Genomic DNA, 14124 nt, shown 5'->3' with positions numbered 1-14124 from the left:
TCGGGTGGGGTGGTCACGCTGGTCAATCTCCGCGCCTACTGGCGCTTCTTCGTCGTCCTCTACCAGTTCTTCCCGCTCATCGTCGCGTACGCGCGTGACAAACGGCGGTTCCTCCTGTTCGGCGGGTCGCGACAGGTCGCCACCGAGGAGCAGAAACGCCGGGCGAACATTCTCCTCGACTCACTGTTGAAACTCGGGCCGACGTTCATCAAACTCGGCCAACTGCTGTCGACCCGGCCGGACGTCCTCCCCCCGGCGTACGTCGACGTCCTCTCGCGCCTGCAGGACGACGTTCCGCCCGCCGACTGGGCAGACGCGGAGGCGGTGTTGGAGGCGGAACTCGGTCCAGTCGACGAGGTGTACGACGACTTCGACCGCGACCCCATCAGCGGCGCCTCCCTCGGTCAGGTGTACACCGCCACCTACGAGGGTGAGGACGTCGCGGTCAAAGTCCGTCGTCCCGGCATCGAGGAACTCGTCGAGGCCGACCTGCGAGTGGTCCGCTGGTCGCTCCCGCTCGTCCAGCGGTTCATCGGCGAGGGACGCGCGTTCTCCCTGGAGAACCTCGCCGACGAGTTCGCCAAGACCATCCGCCAGGAGATGGACTACACCCGCGAGGGGCGGGTTCTGACCACCATCCGCGAGAACTTCATCGACGACGACGCCATCAGGATTCCCGAACTCGTCGACGACGTCTCCGGGCCGCGCGTCCTCACGATGGAGTATCTGCCGGGCGTGAAGATAAACGACCTGAGCACGCTCGACGAACGCGGCATCGACCGGACGGAACTCGCCGAACGTCTCCAGCGTATCTACCTCCAGATGATCATCGGCGACGGCGACTTCCACGCCGACCCCCATCCGGGGAACCTCGCCGTCGACGACGACGGCGCCATCATCTTCTACGACTTCGGGATGAGCGGGCAGGTCGACCCGTTCATCCAGGAGAAGATCGTCGACTTCTACATCGCCGTAGCGAACCAGGACATCGACGGCATCCTCGACACGCTCATCGAGATGGGGACGCTCTCGCCCGAGGCCGACCGGCAGGTGATGGGCGACGTGATGGAACTGGCCATCGCTGACGCCCGCGGCGAGGACATCGAGCAGTACCGCGTCCAGCAGATCATCGAGCAGGTCGAGTCGACCATCTACGAGTTCCCGCTCCGCCTCCCGCGCAACCTCGCTCTGGTGCTCCGGGTGGCGACGGTCGTCGAGGGGGTGTGCGTCACCCTCGACCCCGACTTCGACTTCATCGCCGTCGCGACCGACTACCTCACCGAGCAGGGGTACCGCGAGCAGACCATCAAACGCATCGCTACGGAGACCGGGGAACAGCTCCAGGAGACGACTCGCTCGCTCTTCCGGGTGCCGCCGAAGCTCGAACGCGTCCTCGACCAGGTCGAACGCGACGACCTGACCGTCAACGTCCGAATCGAGGACAAGAACGACGTACTCTCGAAACTCGCCCGTCGCATCGTCTACGGCGTCCTCCTCGCGGTGGGGGTGCTGTCGACGGCCATCCTCTACGCGTTCGACGGGGTCGAACCCGCAGCCGTCGCCGCCGTCGTCACGCTCCCCGTCGTCTTCTTGCTCTACCGGTCGTTCAAGCAGAAGAAGGGACTGAAGGCGCGCCCACAGTTCACCCGGCAGAACCTCAGGCAGCGACGGGGCGACTGAACCGGGGAACCGGGGAATCGGGGCCGGGTTGCTTTTGTCCGTCGCCGTCCATCGGTCGGGGATGAGACTCTCGGTCTTCGGCTACGCGTTCGACCTCGACGAGACGCTCGTCGACGGGACACCCGAGGCGCTTCGGGACGCCGTCGCGGCGTACGAACGCGGTGACAGGCGCGAGTTCCCGTTCTCCGTCGCGTACCCCGACGACTTCACGGGAGCGGTGATGCGAGCGATGGCGGCGATTCCGTACGGGGAGACGCGGACGTACGGCGACCTCGCGACGACGCTCGACACCAGCGCCGTCGCCGTCGGCGGCGCCTGTGGGCGAAACCCGCTCCCCGTCGTCGTCCCCTGTCACCGAGTGGTCGGCGCGTCGTCGCTCGGGGGATTCTCCGCACACGGAGGTGTCGCGGCCAAGCGCGCGCTCCTCGCCCACGAACGGGGAGAGCCGACCCAGCGGACGCTCGGCTGACCGGCCGTCTGAGGGTATCAGTTTCGATAGCTCGGGGAGAGAGTATTATGTACTCGCGGGTGCGTACGTGAGCTAATGGCTCGCTGGCACGCAGTCCTCGCCGGCCTCCTCGTCGCGTTCACCATGGAGGCGATTATCTGGCTGATCTCCGGCCGACTGTCGCTCATCGGTGGTCTCGTCGGGAGCGCCATCGCCGGCTACGTCGCCAGCGAGGAGGTCACCGACGGCGCGTGGCACGGCCTCCTGACCGCGCTCGCGTGGGGCATCGTCCTGATTCCCGTCGCTGTGCTCGTGACGCTCACGCGGAGTAGCGGACTGCCGTTCCCGCTCGAGTTCGTCTTCCCGTACGCACGAACCCCCGGCGACGTGACGACGGCGGTGCTGCTCCTCGTGACGCTCCCGAACGTCCTCACCGGCGCTGTCGGGAGCCTCGTCAGGGTCAGTCACGGGCGCGCGGCGTGGATGCCCGAGGACTGGGCGTGAGAAGGGGCGGACAGGCAGTGCCTCGGGGCCGCGACACGGGACGCGGCACCGCACACTCGCGGGACGTCCCGTGGCTGTTCTCAGTGCACATGAGGTGTGGCCGCGGCTTCGTACAAGAAGAGCGGGTCGAATCGGGCGCGTAGCCGACGTCGTCGCTCGTCCTGCTCGTGACGGGTGCCCCTGACGAGTCGCCGTTCCCAGCCGACGCCGAGTCGCGGTGAGACGGCCGTCCACCGACGGAGACGGAACCAACAGTTTTGCGCCCGCCGGTCGACTCGCGTGCATGGACATCGCCCCGTTCGCGCTCGAACGCTGGTTCGCCGAGGTCGAACACGACGCCGACATCATGCTCGCGGAGTCGGGCATCCGGTCGCTGTCCGCCGACCGCTTCGACACCGACCCCGGCGAACTCGGCTACGTCATCCCGACGAACGGCGACCCCGACCTCCGGGCGAACATCGCCGGGCGGTACGACCGCACGGCCGACGAGGTGCTCTGTACCTGCGGCGCACAGGAGGCGAACTTCCTCACGTTCGTCTCGCTCATGGGCGCCGACGACCACGCGGTCTGTGTCACACCGACGTACCAGTCGCTCCACGAACTGCCGCGGACGCTCGGGTCGGTCACTACCGTCGACCTGACGCCGCCGCGGTGGACGCTCGACGTCGACGCCGTCGCCGACGCCGTCCAGCCGAACACCCGACTCCTCGTGCTCAACAACCCGAACAATCCGACCGGGCGGTACCACGCAGAGGAGACCGTCGCGGCGCTGTACGACGTCGCCGAGGAGGCGGACGCCTACCTGCTCTGTGACGAGGTGTACCGGCAACTGGCCGACGAGCCTCTCCCACCGGTCTCGTCGATGGGGCCGCACGGCCTGTCGACGACGTCGCTCACGAAGGCGTACGGGCTCGCAGGGGCGCGGTTCGGCTGGCTCGTCGGCGACAGAGAGGTCGTGGAGCGCGCCTGGCGGTGGAAGGACTACACGACCATCTCGCCGTCGCTCTTCGGCCAGCACGTCGCCCGACAGGCGCTCGGCCGGCGCGAGCGGACGATTCTACGGGAGAACCGGGAACTCGTCCGCGACCACCACGACCGCGTCGCCGACTGGGTGGCCGACCACGGACTGTCGTGGCACGACCCCGTCGGCGTGAACGGCTTCGTCACCGTCCCCGAGGGGTTCCGCGACGGCGAGGCGTTCTGCCGCGCCGTCGTCGAGCAGGAGTCGGTCGTCCTAGCACCGGGGAACGCGTTCGGCTACCCCGGCTACTTCCGCATCGGGTTCGGTCTGCCGACCGAGGAGCTGGAAGAGGGGTTACGCAGGGTCGGCCGGGTTCTCGAGACCGTGCGGTGAGAGAGGGGGAAACGGGGTGAACGACGGAGCGTCGCGCGGTGTGCATCCATCAGTCCCATGACAGACAGGCAGAGGCACGAGCGCACCGTGCCCGGGAGCACCGCCGACAGCGCGGTGCGGGGGTACGGAAAGGGAATGCCATACGGCACCGACGCGTCGGCGCGGGACACGCATGCGCATCAGGGACGACGACTCGCCCGGACATAGTTATGTACCGCTTAGGTACCGGGAGAGGCGGCGTACGGCAGTGAGGCGAGCCACCGGGTCGGCGTCGTCCGCCACGGCCTGCTCGAAGAGGACGGACCCACGACGACGGCGAAGAGCGCAGTTCGAGGGCGACGTCGCGACTGCGGCCAGTGCGAAGGACCGAACGAAGTGGTTAACGTCCGCTTACCGGGGGTGCGTCCGAGTCGTTCGCTCGCACCGACGTTCCAAACGGTTTATACTGCCCTCGAAAGAACGCACATCTATGGCGAAAGAGCAGAAGCAGGTCAGGGAACTCCAAGAGGGCAGCTACGTCATGATGGAGGACTCGCCCTGCAAGATCAACGCGTACTCGACCGCCAAGCCGGGCAAGCACGGAAGCGCCAAGGCACGCATCGAGGGGAAGGGCGTCTTCGACAACAAGAAGCGCTCGCTCTCCCAGCCCGTCGACGCGAAAGTCTGGGTGCCCATCATCGAACGCAAGGGCGGGCAGGTCCTCTCCGCCTCGGGCGGCGAGATGCAGGTGATGGACCTCGACTCCTACGAGACGTTCACGATGCGCATCCCCGACGGTATCAGTGCGAGTTCCGACGACGAGATCGAGTTCCTCGAGTACGAGGGACAGCGTAAGATCGTCCGGTCCTAGCGGTCGAACCACATGTTCCCCGGGGCGACGGCCGAGCGCGACGCCGCCGACTACGTCGTCGTGGGCGCACCGCTCGACGTCTCGACGACGTTCCAGCCGGGGACGCGGTTCGGGCCCGACGAGATTCGGAAGTACGCCGAGACGTACGACGACTACGACCACCGCACCGGACAGCAGTTCACCGAACTCGGCGTCGCCGACGAGGGCGATGTCCGCGCGTGGGACGACGCCCGGGAGTATCTCTCCTTCCTCTCGGGGACGCTCCGCGACGTCGTCTGGGACGGCGCGGTCCCGCTCCTCCTCGGCGGCGAGCACACGGTGAGCTACGCGGGCGTCGAGGCCACGGAACCGGAGACGTTCGTCTGTCTCGACGCGCACCTCGACCTCAGACCCGAGTACGACGGCAACGAGTGGAGCCACGCCTGCGTGACCCGACACGTCCTCGACGTCGTCGACGAGGCCGTCGTCGTCGGGGCGCGGACGGGATCACCCGAGGAGTGGGAGCGAGCGGAGGAGGAGGACGTGACCGTCGTCCCGCCCGAGTCGGTCACCGAGTGGCTCGCGGGGTTCGAAGCCACCGGATCGGTGTACCTCAGCGTCGACATCGACGGGGCGGACCCGAGCGTCGCTCCCGGAACGGGGACGATGGAGCCGTTCGGCCTCTCGTCTACCCAGCTGCGCGACGTCGTCCGGGCGGTGTCCCCCGCGTGTGTCGGCTTCGACGTGGTCGAGGTGAACGACCGCGACGACGGCCAGGCAGCCGCACTCGGTGGGAAACTCCTCCGCGAGTTCGTCTACACGCACGCGGCGGGTGGCGGCCCCGCCGGGGACGAGTAGCGCGACCCCGGGCCCCGTCACTGCAGGCACAAGGGCTACCCCGTTCCCGGTGTTCGTGTCAGTCGTGCGAATATCGACAATCGTACTCGCGCTCGGTGTACTGCTCTTCGTCCTCCCGGTTCCGGGGACGTTCATCACCGGCGGACTCGCGCTCCTCGCCGGCGGGGCCGCCCGGTGGTTCGGGGTCTGACGGGGGGCTCCCCGACCGAGAAGTACAGATACAAACGCGTCGCCCCCGAGCATCCGGCATGGAACTCAGCGAACTGGTCGCGCGGTACGACGAGAAGCTGCAGACGGACGCGTACGCCGACATCGACGCCAGCGCCAACGGGTTGCAGGTCGGCGCCGACGAGCAGGGGCGGGAGGTCGACCACGTCGCCGTCGCCGTCGACGCGGCGCGGACCACCATCGACGAGGCCACGAGCGCCGGCGCCGGCCTCCTCGTGACCCACCACGGCCTCTCGTGGGGGGGTATCGAACGGGTGACCGGACGGACGTACGACCGCATCGCCCGTCTCGTCGAGGCCGACCTGGCGCTGTACGTCTCACACCTGCCGCTCGACGGTCACCAGCAACTGGGCAACGCCGCCGGCGTCGCGGAGTTCCTCGGCCTCACGGAGCGAGCGCCGTTCGCGACGATGGGCGGCGAACCTATCGGCCAGCGTGGCCAGTTGACGACGCCCCGGTCGCCGCGGGCGCTCAAGGAGGAACTCGACGAACTCCCGCAGGGGGGCGGGGAGACTCGACTGCTCTCGTTCGGCCCCGAAGAGGCCGACGAGGTGGCCATCGTGACGGGGAGCGGCGCGGACTTCCTCGACGAAGCTGTCGCGGCCGGCGTCGACACGTTCGTCACCGGCGAGGGCAAACAACAGGTGTACCACCAGGCGCGGGAGTCGGGCGTGAACGTCCTCCTCGCGGGCCACTACGCGACGGAGACGTTCGGGGTCCGCGCGCTCGCGTCGCTCGCCGAGGACTGGGGGCTGGAGACGACGTACGTCGAACACCCGACCGGGCTGTGAGCGGGCCGACGCCCGCGACACCGCAGGCCGGACCGAGACGTTCAAACGCCGGCCCGCCACATCTCCCGCCATGAGCGACCACGACGCCCCCGACGGAGAGGCGGGCGACAGCGAGGGTGACGGCGACGGAACCGGACACAGAGAGACGTTCAGCGAGGACCCCATCGGTCACACGCGGGTCCGGGCGGGGATGACCGTCGGCGAACTCGTCGACGAGTACGGGAAGGCGGGCATCGGCGCCGCCGGCGTCGAGCGAGCGGTCGACATCTACAGCGAGATGCTCGCGCCCGAGGTGACCACCTTCCTCGGCCTCGCGGGCGCGATGGTCCCGACCGGGATGCGGCAGGTCGTGGTCGACCTCATCCGCGACGGCCACGTCGACGCCCTGGTGACGACGGGGGCGAACCTCACCCACGACGCCATCGAGGCGGTCGGCGGCAAGCACCACCACGGGAGCGTCGGCCCCCACGACCACCGGGTCGAGGAACGCACCGACGCCGAGAGCGAGCGCGAGCACGACGAACGCCTGCGCGACGAGGGGGTCGACCGCATCTACAACGTCTACCTCCCCCAGGAGCACTTCACGCTGTTCGAGAAGCACCTGCGAGCGAACGTCTTTCCGGAAGTCGAGCGGACCGTCACCATCCGGGAGTTCACCCGCGAACTGGGGCGGGCGAACCTCGAACAGAACCGCGAGCACGGCGTCGACGAGGACGCCGGCATCGCCGCGGCGGCGTACGACTGTGACGTCCCCGTCTACGTGCCGGCCATCCAGGACTCGGTGCTCGGCATCCAGGCGTGGATCTACGGGCAGACCTCAGACTTCGCGCTCGACGCCCTCGGCGACATGACCCACCTCTCTGACCTCGCGTTCGAGGCCGACTCGGCGGGCGCGCTGGTCGTCGGCGGCGGCGTCCCGAAGAACTACGTCCTCCAGACGATGCTCACCGTGCCCGACGCGTACGACTACGCGGTGCAGTTGACGATGGACTCGAGCGACACCGGCGGTCTGTCGGGGGCGACGCTCGACGAGGCGCGGTCGTGGGGGAAACTGGAGAAGGACGCGCGGAACGTCACCGTCGTCGCGGACGCGACCATCACGCTCCCGCTCGTGGTGGCCGCGGCGCGCGAACGGGCGGGCGAGTAGTCAGTCGAGCGACGCGCCGACGCGTTCGAGCGCCGCCAACCCCTGTGACTCGCCTTCGAGTTCCGGGACCTGTCGCACGGGGAGGTCGAACGCGTCGTCTACCTCCGCGAGACGCGTGGCGTGGCGCTCGGCGTCGCGCCGACAGCGGACGCAGGAGCACCCCTCGGCGTTCTCGAAGACGCGGTTCACCACGAGCGAGTCGACGCCGATGCCCGACTCGGAGAGCCGTGCCACCAGTCGCTCGGCCTCGGCGATGGCCATCCGCTCGGGGGTGAGGACGACGCGGAAACTGGTCCGGGCGGGGTCGCGCAGGAGCGTGCCCACCTCGGCGACGCGTCCCTGGAGCGAGGCGACCTCGTCGCCGTCGCGGTCGTTCGACCCCCAGTACGCCGCCGGCCCGAGGACCATGCTCTTGGCCGCCCGGCCCGCGCTGCGAACCCGCCGCTGGACGTCGCCGGCGACGCCGAGCGTCTCCGCGAGCACGTCCGGGAGGTCCAGCAGTCGGAGGGTGTGCCCCGTGGGTGCCGTGTCGAGGACGACGTGGTCGTAGTCGCTGTTGGCGTACCGGGCGACGTACTCCAGCGCCGCGACTTCGTCGCCGCCGGGAATCAGCCCCGCCTCGAACAGGCGTTCGAGGTCCTCCTCGGAGAGTCTGAGTCCCGCGTCCCGGAATTCGCCCACGAGCGTCTCCACGACGCGACGGTAGGCGTTCTGGCCGGTGTCGGGGTCCACCTCGACGGCGAAGAGGTCGTCGACGACTTCGACCGGGTCGCCGCCGAGGTCACGCTCGAAGGCGTCGCCGAGCGAGTGGGCCGGGTCCGTCGAGACGACGAGCGTCTCCCGCCCGTCTCGGGCCGACGCGAGGGCGTGCGCGGCCGCACAGGTCGTCTTCCCAACCCCGCCCTTCCCACCGTACAGTACGACGTCGCCCGTCTCCGTGGTCGTCGTCGGGTCGGTCATCACCGCACGTACGCGCTGGCGGACTACAAAGTCGGGGGTCGGTGCCGGCGGAGCGGCTACCCGTCGGTGCCGGGGCCCCGGTCGCGGTACCCCTCCGACGCGGGGCTGTAGTCGATGACCTCGACGGCCCCGAGCGTGAGTGCCTCGGGGTGGTACTGGCCGTCGGGCGAGTGGTATCCGGCGGCCTCCAGGACGGCAGCGACGACTACCTGGTCGTCGGCCTCGACACCGGCCGCGTCGGCGACCCGGTCGACGCAGTGGTCGGGGCAGCGGAGGTCCTGAATCTCCCAGGTGAACCCCTCGTACTCCCGGAGGACGACGCAGACTTCGTCGCCGACGGTTCGGTCGGCGTCGCTGTCGTCGTCCCGGGCAGCACACGCCGCACAGCGGACGCTCCGGTGAGAGAGGTCCTGTCGAACGGCGAGGCTCTCGACGACGAGCCCCGTGAGTTCGCGTCTGAGGTCCGTCTCGGTCCGCGGCGGGAGTGCCATCGGGAGTGAGAGGGTCGTGGTCGGGAAAGAGGCTGTCGGCCGTTCCGGTCCCCGGCGGTTCCCGGCGAGCGAGAACGGATGACAGCGTTCTTGCCGTCCGGCGTCCTCGGTCCGAACGAGACTGATGTACGACGACATCCTGCTGCCGACGGACGGGACGGAGTCGATGGACGACGTCTACCGGCACACGCTCGACCTGGCACACCGACACGACGCGACCGTCCACGTGCTCTACGTGGTCGACGACCGCGCCTTCCTGACGCTCGCACCCGACCTCGTCGACGACGTGGTCGACGAACTCGAGGGCGAGGGGAACGAGGCCACCGCCGCCGCCCGGGCGAAGCTGGACGACGAGGTGGCGACGAAGGCAGTACTCCGGCGCGGTGACCCGGCCGAGGAGATTCTCGCGTACATCGAGGAGGCGGGCATCGACGTCGTCACCATGGGAACCCACGGCGCGAACTACCGGCAGAACATGGTCGGGAGCGTCTCCGCCCGCGTCGTCGCCAACGCGACGGTCCCCGTGCTGACGGTCAACGTGAACGGCGACGCGAGCGACGCGGACAACGAGTAACGCGCGACGAGCCCCCGACCGAACGTCGTCTCCCACGGGAGAGAACGATATCCGTCCGCCTGCCGTCTGTAGGGTGAGATGGCGACGAACCCGGGAGTGAGCGTCGGAGGGGCGAGCGCACTGGAGAGTACCGAGCGGGACGGGCCGACGACGGAGTCACTCGTCACCGTCGCCGGGTTCGAACTCTGCCGGACGCGCCTGTGGCCGGGCGCGTCCTCGGGGTGGCACCACCACGGCGACCACGCCGTCTACGGCGTCGTCCTCGCGGGCCGCGGACGCATCGAGTTCGGCCTGGGAGCCGCCGACGCCCTCACAGTGGGCCCGGGCGACTTCTTCTCCGTGCCCGCCGCCGTCGTCCACCGGGAGGTGGCCGGACGGGAGGTTCAGGTCGCGCTCGTCGGCGTCGCCGGCACGGGACCACGCGTCGTCGACGCCGCCCCGCCGGACCGACCGCCGGCGGTCCACCCCCTCGTCGCCGGCGAGGGCGACCTGGTCCCGGCGGGGACGCTGGTGAACCTCACTCGCCTGACACCGTTCCCCGACGCGACCGTCCAGCAGGTACGCGGCCACGCCGCCAGTGCCGTCGCGTCGAACTGGCACCACCACGGCGACAACCACGTCTTCGGCTACGTCGTCGAGGGCGAGGGGTACGTCGAGTGGGGGACCGGTCCGGACGACCGAGCGCTCGTCCGGGCGGGCGAGTGGTTCCACCTGCCGCCGGGCGTGGTTCACCGCGACGTGAACCCCCGGGACGCCGACCAGCGCGACCTGCTGTGGCTGACCGGGTCGGAGCCGCGGACGGTGCCGGCCGCGGGGCCGCCGGGGGAGTGAATCGAGGGCGAACCGTGTCGATTTTTGTGCGACGCCGCCACGCGGACGCGTATGCACCGGACGTGTCCCGTCTGCGGGGGCGACGTCGTCGCGTTCGCCGCCCTCCCGGACGACGTGCGCGAGCGACTGGAGGCGGACCTACAGCGACAGCGACAGTCCGTCGCCCACCGCCGGGAGAAACACACCGCGTGTCCCGACTGCGGGGTCGAGATTCACGGCTGCGGACAGCCGTACGCCGTGCCCGAGCGTGCATCCGACCGGTGAACGGAGAAACGGGTTTCCGCACGGAACACGGAGCGTCGGACGGCCGATGACGAAAGCCCGCTCAGAGTCGGGGTGGCACCCGACGGTGACGAGCCCTATGAGTGCCGAGGCCACCATCTTCGACGGCGGCGTGTCGACGGACGCTCGGTCCGACCGCTGTGGCCACGGGCCCCGGTCGGAAGCGGTAGTGCTCGTTCGACGACGCCCCCGTCGTCGACTCGGCGGCGGGAGCGAAGCGGGGACGCTGCGAGTGCCGGCTCAGCGCTTTTTCGTCGTGAGACCGAAGGTGACGCGTGACAACCCACCTCAGCGTCGACCAGATCCGCTGGTGGCTCGACGACGACGCCGTACAGGACGTGGCGTCGCACGCCGAGGAGGAGACGGAGTTCAACCTCGAGGTGACCCTCTCTCGGCTCCCTCTCCACCTCATCAAAGAGGAACATGATGGGCCGGTCCGGATTGTCGGACGGAGCGCGTTCGACACGGAGCGAGCACAGCGTCTCGTCCGCGAGGAAGAGACGCGCACGGAGCTGCTCGGCCAGATCGGTCCGGTCCTCGCGTCGACACCCGGGTTCTACACGTTCCTCGACAGTGAGGGGCAGTCCTGCAGACTCAGAGACGCCGATGCGCTCCAGATGGAACATCGCATCTACCCCGACGAGGCCACCCAGCAGCGGCTGATGGACAGTGTGACGGGAATCGCGACCGGGATGCAGTACGTCCAGAACCTGGTAGCGTCGACCCGGTCCGAAGCGACTCCCGGCGGAGACGAGACGGGAGCCGAGGAGGACGAGTCGCGGGATCAGACCGGGTCGTAACTGAGTCGACGCGGAACGTTCCACGCTGACCGTCACATCCGACGGACGTCTGGCTGTAGACACGGGCACCGTCCGGCCCTCACTGAGCGGTCGGGTGAACCGAGCGCGTCGGACCGCGGTGAGCGAGTCGGACCGACGAGGCCGAGGAGCGGTGTCGGGTGACTCGCTCCAGCCCCACCCGCCGTTCGGGTCGGGTCCCACCTCCGGTGACGCCCCCTGCGGGGGCAGGCCGGCGACTCAATGCTCGGACCGTCGGAGGAGGAGGTGGAGTCGACGATAACAGAACAACTCCTCGTTCACGGACTGCAGAAGATGTACCACGCGGAACAGGAACTCGACGACGCCCTCTGGACACTCGCAGAACAGACGGAGGACGAGACCGCCAAGGAGGCGTTCTCCGAGCACCGCGAGGAGACCCGAGAGCACGTCGAGCGCCTCGAGCAGGTGTTCGAAGAGATCGGAGCGGACGCACAAACCCGAGAAGAGACGGTCGTGCGCGCACGCATCGACGAGCACGAGTCGTTCGCACAGGACAACGAGGGCGAGGTGCTGGACCGCTACAACCTGGCGGTCGCACAGAAGACCGAGCACTACGAGATCGCCGCTTACGGTAACTTGCGTCGCTCGCCGAGAAGACCGGCCACGACGAGGCCGCCGACCTCCTGTCACAGACCCTCGACGAGGAGAAACAGGCCCTCGACGAGGTCACCGAGGCCAGCGAGCAGTTCGACCAGCAGCAGGTCGCTGGCGACTGAGGCCGCGACCAGCTGTTTCGGTTCGTCGCCACCCCGTTCCGAAGCGTGCGACACACGCGGCGCAGACTGATTCTCCTCTGTCGCCGAGAGCCCGGAGCACGGGCGGTCGAAGGCTCTTCGCGAGCGTCCACGCTCGGGGGACCGGAGGTCGGACGAGTCGCTGGCGGACGAGCGTCGGACGAGGAGTGGATAGACGGACACCGTACGAGTAGCTGGGAGCGACCGAGAACGAAGCGGGCTGTTCTCCGACACGGCCGCGGCTGGTCCGGTGTCAGACGGCGAGGGACGACCGAGACGAACGGCTCCGACGGGTCAACGCCGTCGGAGTAGGCGTCGTCCTTTGCGAACGATGCGTCGTCGGACGCGGCGCGGAAGTCGTCGCCACGTCTTCATCGCTTTACGGAGTTTTCCCATCGAGTAACACCTCCGTCGTTCGGCCCGCGCTCGTTCGACGCGGGCACCCGGAGTTGACCGCGGCTGTCTTTAACGCTGCGGCCTGCAAACGGCGCAGACGGACTGCCGCGCCCCGAGTCGCCGGCGCGTCACTCGGCGTCGGGGCGTTCCGCTGGCGGGACGAACGGTCCGACCGAGACGGTGTGGCGAGCGATGGTGGCCGCCCGGAACACGTACGCGATGAACACGGCGAGCGGCGTGACGATGACGCCGAGGCCGAGGCTGAAGACGAGCGGGAGCGACCCCGCCGGGACGGTGACCGAGTCGGGGCGGTAGACGAGCGCCATCGCGATGCTGGCCGCGAGGGCGACGAGGCCGCTGTAGGCGACGACGCGGGAGAGGCGAGCGAAGTCCTGCTGCAGCGAGAGCGTCTTGAAGAACTGCCGCGTGACGGCAACCGCCCCCAGGATGTCGCCGATAGCGTCGAGTTCTCGCTCGGCCTCGACGGGGAGGCGACCGCCGTACTCGTTCCGGAGCTGTTCCGTCGCGGTCATGTTCTTCGCGTACTCGGTTCCCAGGATGACCTCCAGGACGTTCACGATGGCCGTCTGGCTCTCGATCTTCGCGCTGATGCTCTCGCCGTAGGCCGCGATGCCGGCGGCGTAGTCGGCGACCGCTGGTGGCTGGTCGCCGCTGCCGTCGTCACACGCCGACTGGAGGCGGTTCGCGCGGTCGGTGAGCGTCTCTGCCACCAGGTCCAGAAACTCGGCCGGGTCGTTCGGGACGGCCGACTCGCCGGCGTGTTCCCGGACGCGTCGCCGGAGGTCACGCGTCCCGTTCAGCTGGTCGAACAGTTCGTTCGGCGAGCCGAACACGCGAGAGAGGATGAGCTGGTTGATGGACAGCGAGATGGTCACGAGCGTCACCGTGCCGGCGATGAGGCCGCTCGAGAAGGCTGACGCCGCGGCGCTCCCCGGGCCGATGGCCAGCGCCCCGGCTCTCGTCAACACGAAGAAGACGGCTACGACGGCCCCGACGAGGAGCGCCGAGACGGCGATGCGGTTCCCGCCGAGGACCAGCCAGTGCATCGCCCGGTCCCCGACACCGTCGATGCTCCTGACGGAACTCGCCGTCTGCACGCCGTCGCTCATCGTTCTCCTGTGCGGGTCGCCACACGGTCGAAGACGTCGTCGGGTCGG

Annotated in this window: 16 protein-coding genes and 1 pseudogene; 14 read left to right on the top strand and 3 right to left on the bottom strand. The window is 69.1% G+C overall.

The genetic code is table 11. The features are described from left to right. The first annotated feature begins 9 nt into the window (after positions 1 to 9). The 9 genes from ACESK5_RS00645 (at position 10) to ACESK5_RS00605 (ending at position 7839) form a co-directional block, all read left to right on the top strand. On the top strand, positions 10 to 1680 hold the full coding sequence (locus tag ACESK5_RS00645) for an ABC1 kinase family protein (protein WP_372909601.1): 1671 nt from the start codon (positions 10 to 12) through the stop codon (positions 1678 to 1680). A gap of 61 nt (positions 1681 to 1741) precedes the next feature. After that, entirely contained in the window at positions 1742 to 2149 is a 408-nt protein-coding gene (locus ACESK5_RS00640; protein WP_372909600.1) for a methylated-DNA--[protein]-cysteine S-methyltransferase, read from the top strand. Between the two features lie 75 nt (positions 2150 to 2224). Beyond that, positions 2225 to 2632 (top strand): DUF5518 domain-containing protein, encoded by a 408-nt coding sequence (locus ACESK5_RS00635; protein WP_372909599.1) that lies wholly within the window; start codon positions 2225 to 2227, stop codon positions 2630 to 2632. Between the two features lie 283 nt (positions 2633 to 2915). Further along, positions 2916 to 3986, top strand: coding sequence for an aminotransferase class I/II-fold pyridoxal phosphate-dependent enzyme (locus ACESK5_RS00630; protein WP_372909598.1), 1071 nt, complete (start codon positions 2916 to 2918; stop codon positions 3984 to 3986). 469 nt (positions 3987 to 4455) lie between these two features. Further along, on the top strand, positions 4456 to 4836 hold the full coding sequence (locus ACESK5_RS00625) for a translation initiation factor IF-5A (RefSeq protein ID WP_372909597.1): 381 nt from the start codon (positions 4456 to 4458) through the stop codon (positions 4834 to 4836). Between the two features lie 12 nt (positions 4837 to 4848). Then, complete coding sequence (gene speB / locus ACESK5_RS00620) at positions 4849 to 5673, top strand: agmatinase (protein WP_372909596.1); 825 nt, start codon at positions 4849 to 4851, stop codon at positions 5671 to 5673. A 64-nt stretch (positions 5674 to 5737) separates the two neighbouring features. Then, entirely contained in the window at positions 5738 to 5863 is a 126-nt protein-coding gene (locus ACESK5_RS00615) for a hypothetical protein (protein ID WP_372909595.1), read from the top strand. A 58-nt stretch (positions 5864 to 5921) separates the two neighbouring features. Continuing rightward, positions 5922 to 6692 carry a Nif3-like dinuclear metal center hexameric protein gene (locus ACESK5_RS00610; RefSeq protein WP_372909594.1) on the top strand — a complete coding sequence of 257 codons (771 nt, stop codon included), beginning with the start codon at positions 5922 to 5924 and terminating at the stop codon, positions 6690 to 6692. 70 nt (positions 6693 to 6762) lie between these two features. Continuing rightward, a complete protein-coding gene (locus tag ACESK5_RS00605) occupies positions 6763 to 7839 on the top strand; it encodes a deoxyhypusine synthase (RefSeq protein WP_372909593.1) in 1077 nt (358 codons plus the stop codon). Here ACESK5_RS00605 and ACESK5_RS00600 read toward each other — a convergent pair whose 3' ends face one another. Both ACESK5_RS00600 and ACESK5_RS00595 read right to left on the bottom strand, forming a co-directional pair. Then, positions 7840 to 8799, bottom strand: coding sequence for an ArsA family ATPase (locus tag ACESK5_RS00600; protein ID WP_372909592.1), 960 nt, complete (start codon positions 8797 to 8799; stop codon positions 7840 to 7842). It abuts the gene before it with no gap. Between the two features lie 56 nt (positions 8800 to 8855). Further along, complete coding sequence (locus tag ACESK5_RS00595) at positions 8856 to 9290, bottom strand: hypothetical protein (RefSeq protein ID WP_372909591.1); 435 nt, start codon at positions 9288 to 9290, stop codon at positions 8856 to 8858. Between the two features lie 124 nt (positions 9291 to 9414). Between ACESK5_RS00595 and ACESK5_RS00590 the strand changes: the two genes are divergently transcribed. The 5 genes and pseudogenes from ACESK5_RS00590 to ACESK5_RS00570 all read left to right on the top strand — a co-directional run bounded on the left by ACESK5_RS00590 (position 9415) and on the right by ACESK5_RS00570 (position 12532). Beyond that, the gene (locus ACESK5_RS00590) at positions 9415 to 9864 is read left to right on the top strand and encodes a universal stress protein (protein WP_372909590.1); all 450 of its coding nucleotides are present in this window, start codon (positions 9415 to 9417) and stop codon (positions 9862 to 9864) included. A 78-nt stretch (positions 9865 to 9942) separates the two neighbouring features. Further along, complete coding sequence (locus ACESK5_RS00585) at positions 9943 to 10695, top strand: cupin domain-containing protein (protein ID WP_372909589.1); 753 nt, start codon at positions 9943 to 9945, stop codon at positions 10693 to 10695. Positions 10696 to 10746: 51 nt separating this feature from the next. Next, entirely contained in the window at positions 10747 to 10959 is a 213-nt protein-coding gene (locus ACESK5_RS00580; RefSeq protein ID WP_372909588.1) for a hypothetical protein, read from the top strand. A 293-nt stretch (positions 10960 to 11252) separates the two neighbouring features. Further along, positions 11253 to 11777: a hypothetical protein gene (locus ACESK5_RS00575; RefSeq protein WP_372909587.1), complete on the top strand. Its 525-nt coding sequence runs from the start codon at positions 11253 to 11255 to the stop codon at positions 11775 to 11777. Between the two features lie 240 nt (positions 11778 to 12017). Continuing rightward, a pseudogene (locus tag ACESK5_RS00570) lies at positions 12018 to 12532 on the top strand (ferritin-like domain-containing protein). 542 nt (positions 12533 to 13074) lie between these two features. Here the strand turns inward: ACESK5_RS00570 and ACESK5_RS00565 are convergent. Then, positions 13075 to 14076: a hypothetical protein gene (locus ACESK5_RS00565; protein WP_372909586.1), complete on the bottom strand. Its 1002-nt coding sequence runs from the start codon at positions 14074 to 14076 to the stop codon at positions 13075 to 13077. Between the last annotated feature and the right edge of the window lie 48 nt (positions 14077 to 14124).

It is taken from the genome of Salinigranum sp. (genome assembly GCF_041641895.1).
In the GTDB taxonomy this organism is placed as follows: Archaea; Halobacteriota; Halobacteria; order Halobacteriales; family Haloferacaceae; genus Salinigranum.
This window is presented reverse-complemented; position numbering and strand designations above follow the sequence as displayed.

Bases quoted from the DNA above. Each gene is read 5' to 3' on its own strand.
- ACESK5_RS00625 (WP_372909597.1), top strand. From the start codon at position 4,456: ATGGCGAAAGAGCAGAAGCAGGTCAGGGAACTCCAAGAGGGCAGCTAC.
- ACESK5_RS00580 (WP_372909588.1), top strand. From the start codon at position 10,747: ATGCACCGGACGTGTCCCGTCTGCGGGGGCGACGTCGTCGCGTTCGCC.
- ACESK5_RS00610 (WP_372909594.1), top strand. From the start codon at position 5,922: ATGGAACTCAGCGAACTGGTCGCGCGGTACGACGAGAAGCTGCAGACG.
- ACESK5_RS00565 (WP_372909586.1), bottom strand. From the start codon at position 14,076: ATGAGCGACGGCGTGCAGACGGCGAGTTCCGTCAGGAGCATCGACGGT.
- ACESK5_RS00590 (WP_372909590.1), top strand. From the start codon at position 9,415: ATGTACGACGACATCCTGCTGCCGACGGACGGGACGGAGTCGATGGAC.
- ACESK5_RS00585 (WP_372909589.1), top strand. From the start codon at position 9,943: ATGGCGACGAACCCGGGAGTGAGCGTCGGAGGGGCGAGCGCACTGGAG.
- ACESK5_RS00600 (WP_372909592.1), bottom strand. From the start codon at position 8,799: ATGACCGACCCGACGACGACCACGGAGACGGGCGACGTCGTACTGTAC.
- ACESK5_RS00640 (WP_372909600.1), top strand. From the start codon at position 1,742: ATGAGACTCTCGGTCTTCGGCTACGCGTTCGACCTCGACGAGACGCTC.
- ACESK5_RS00595 (WP_372909591.1), bottom strand. From the start codon at position 9,290: ATGGCACTCCCGCCGCGGACCGAGACGGACCTCAGACGCGAACTCACG.
- speB (WP_372909596.1), top strand. From the start codon at position 4,849: ATGTTCCCCGGGGCGACGGCCGAGCGCGACGCCGCCGACTACGTCGTC.
- ACESK5_RS00605 (WP_372909593.1), top strand. From the start codon at position 6,763: ATGAGCGACCACGACGCCCCCGACGGAGAGGCGGGCGACAGCGAGGGT.
- ACESK5_RS00635 (WP_372909599.1), top strand. From the start codon at position 2,225: ATGGCTCGCTGGCACGCAGTCCTCGCCGGCCTCCTCGTCGCGTTCACC.
- ACESK5_RS00630 (WP_372909598.1), top strand. From the start codon at position 2,916: ATGGACATCGCCCCGTTCGCGCTCGAACGCTGGTTCGCCGAGGTCGAA.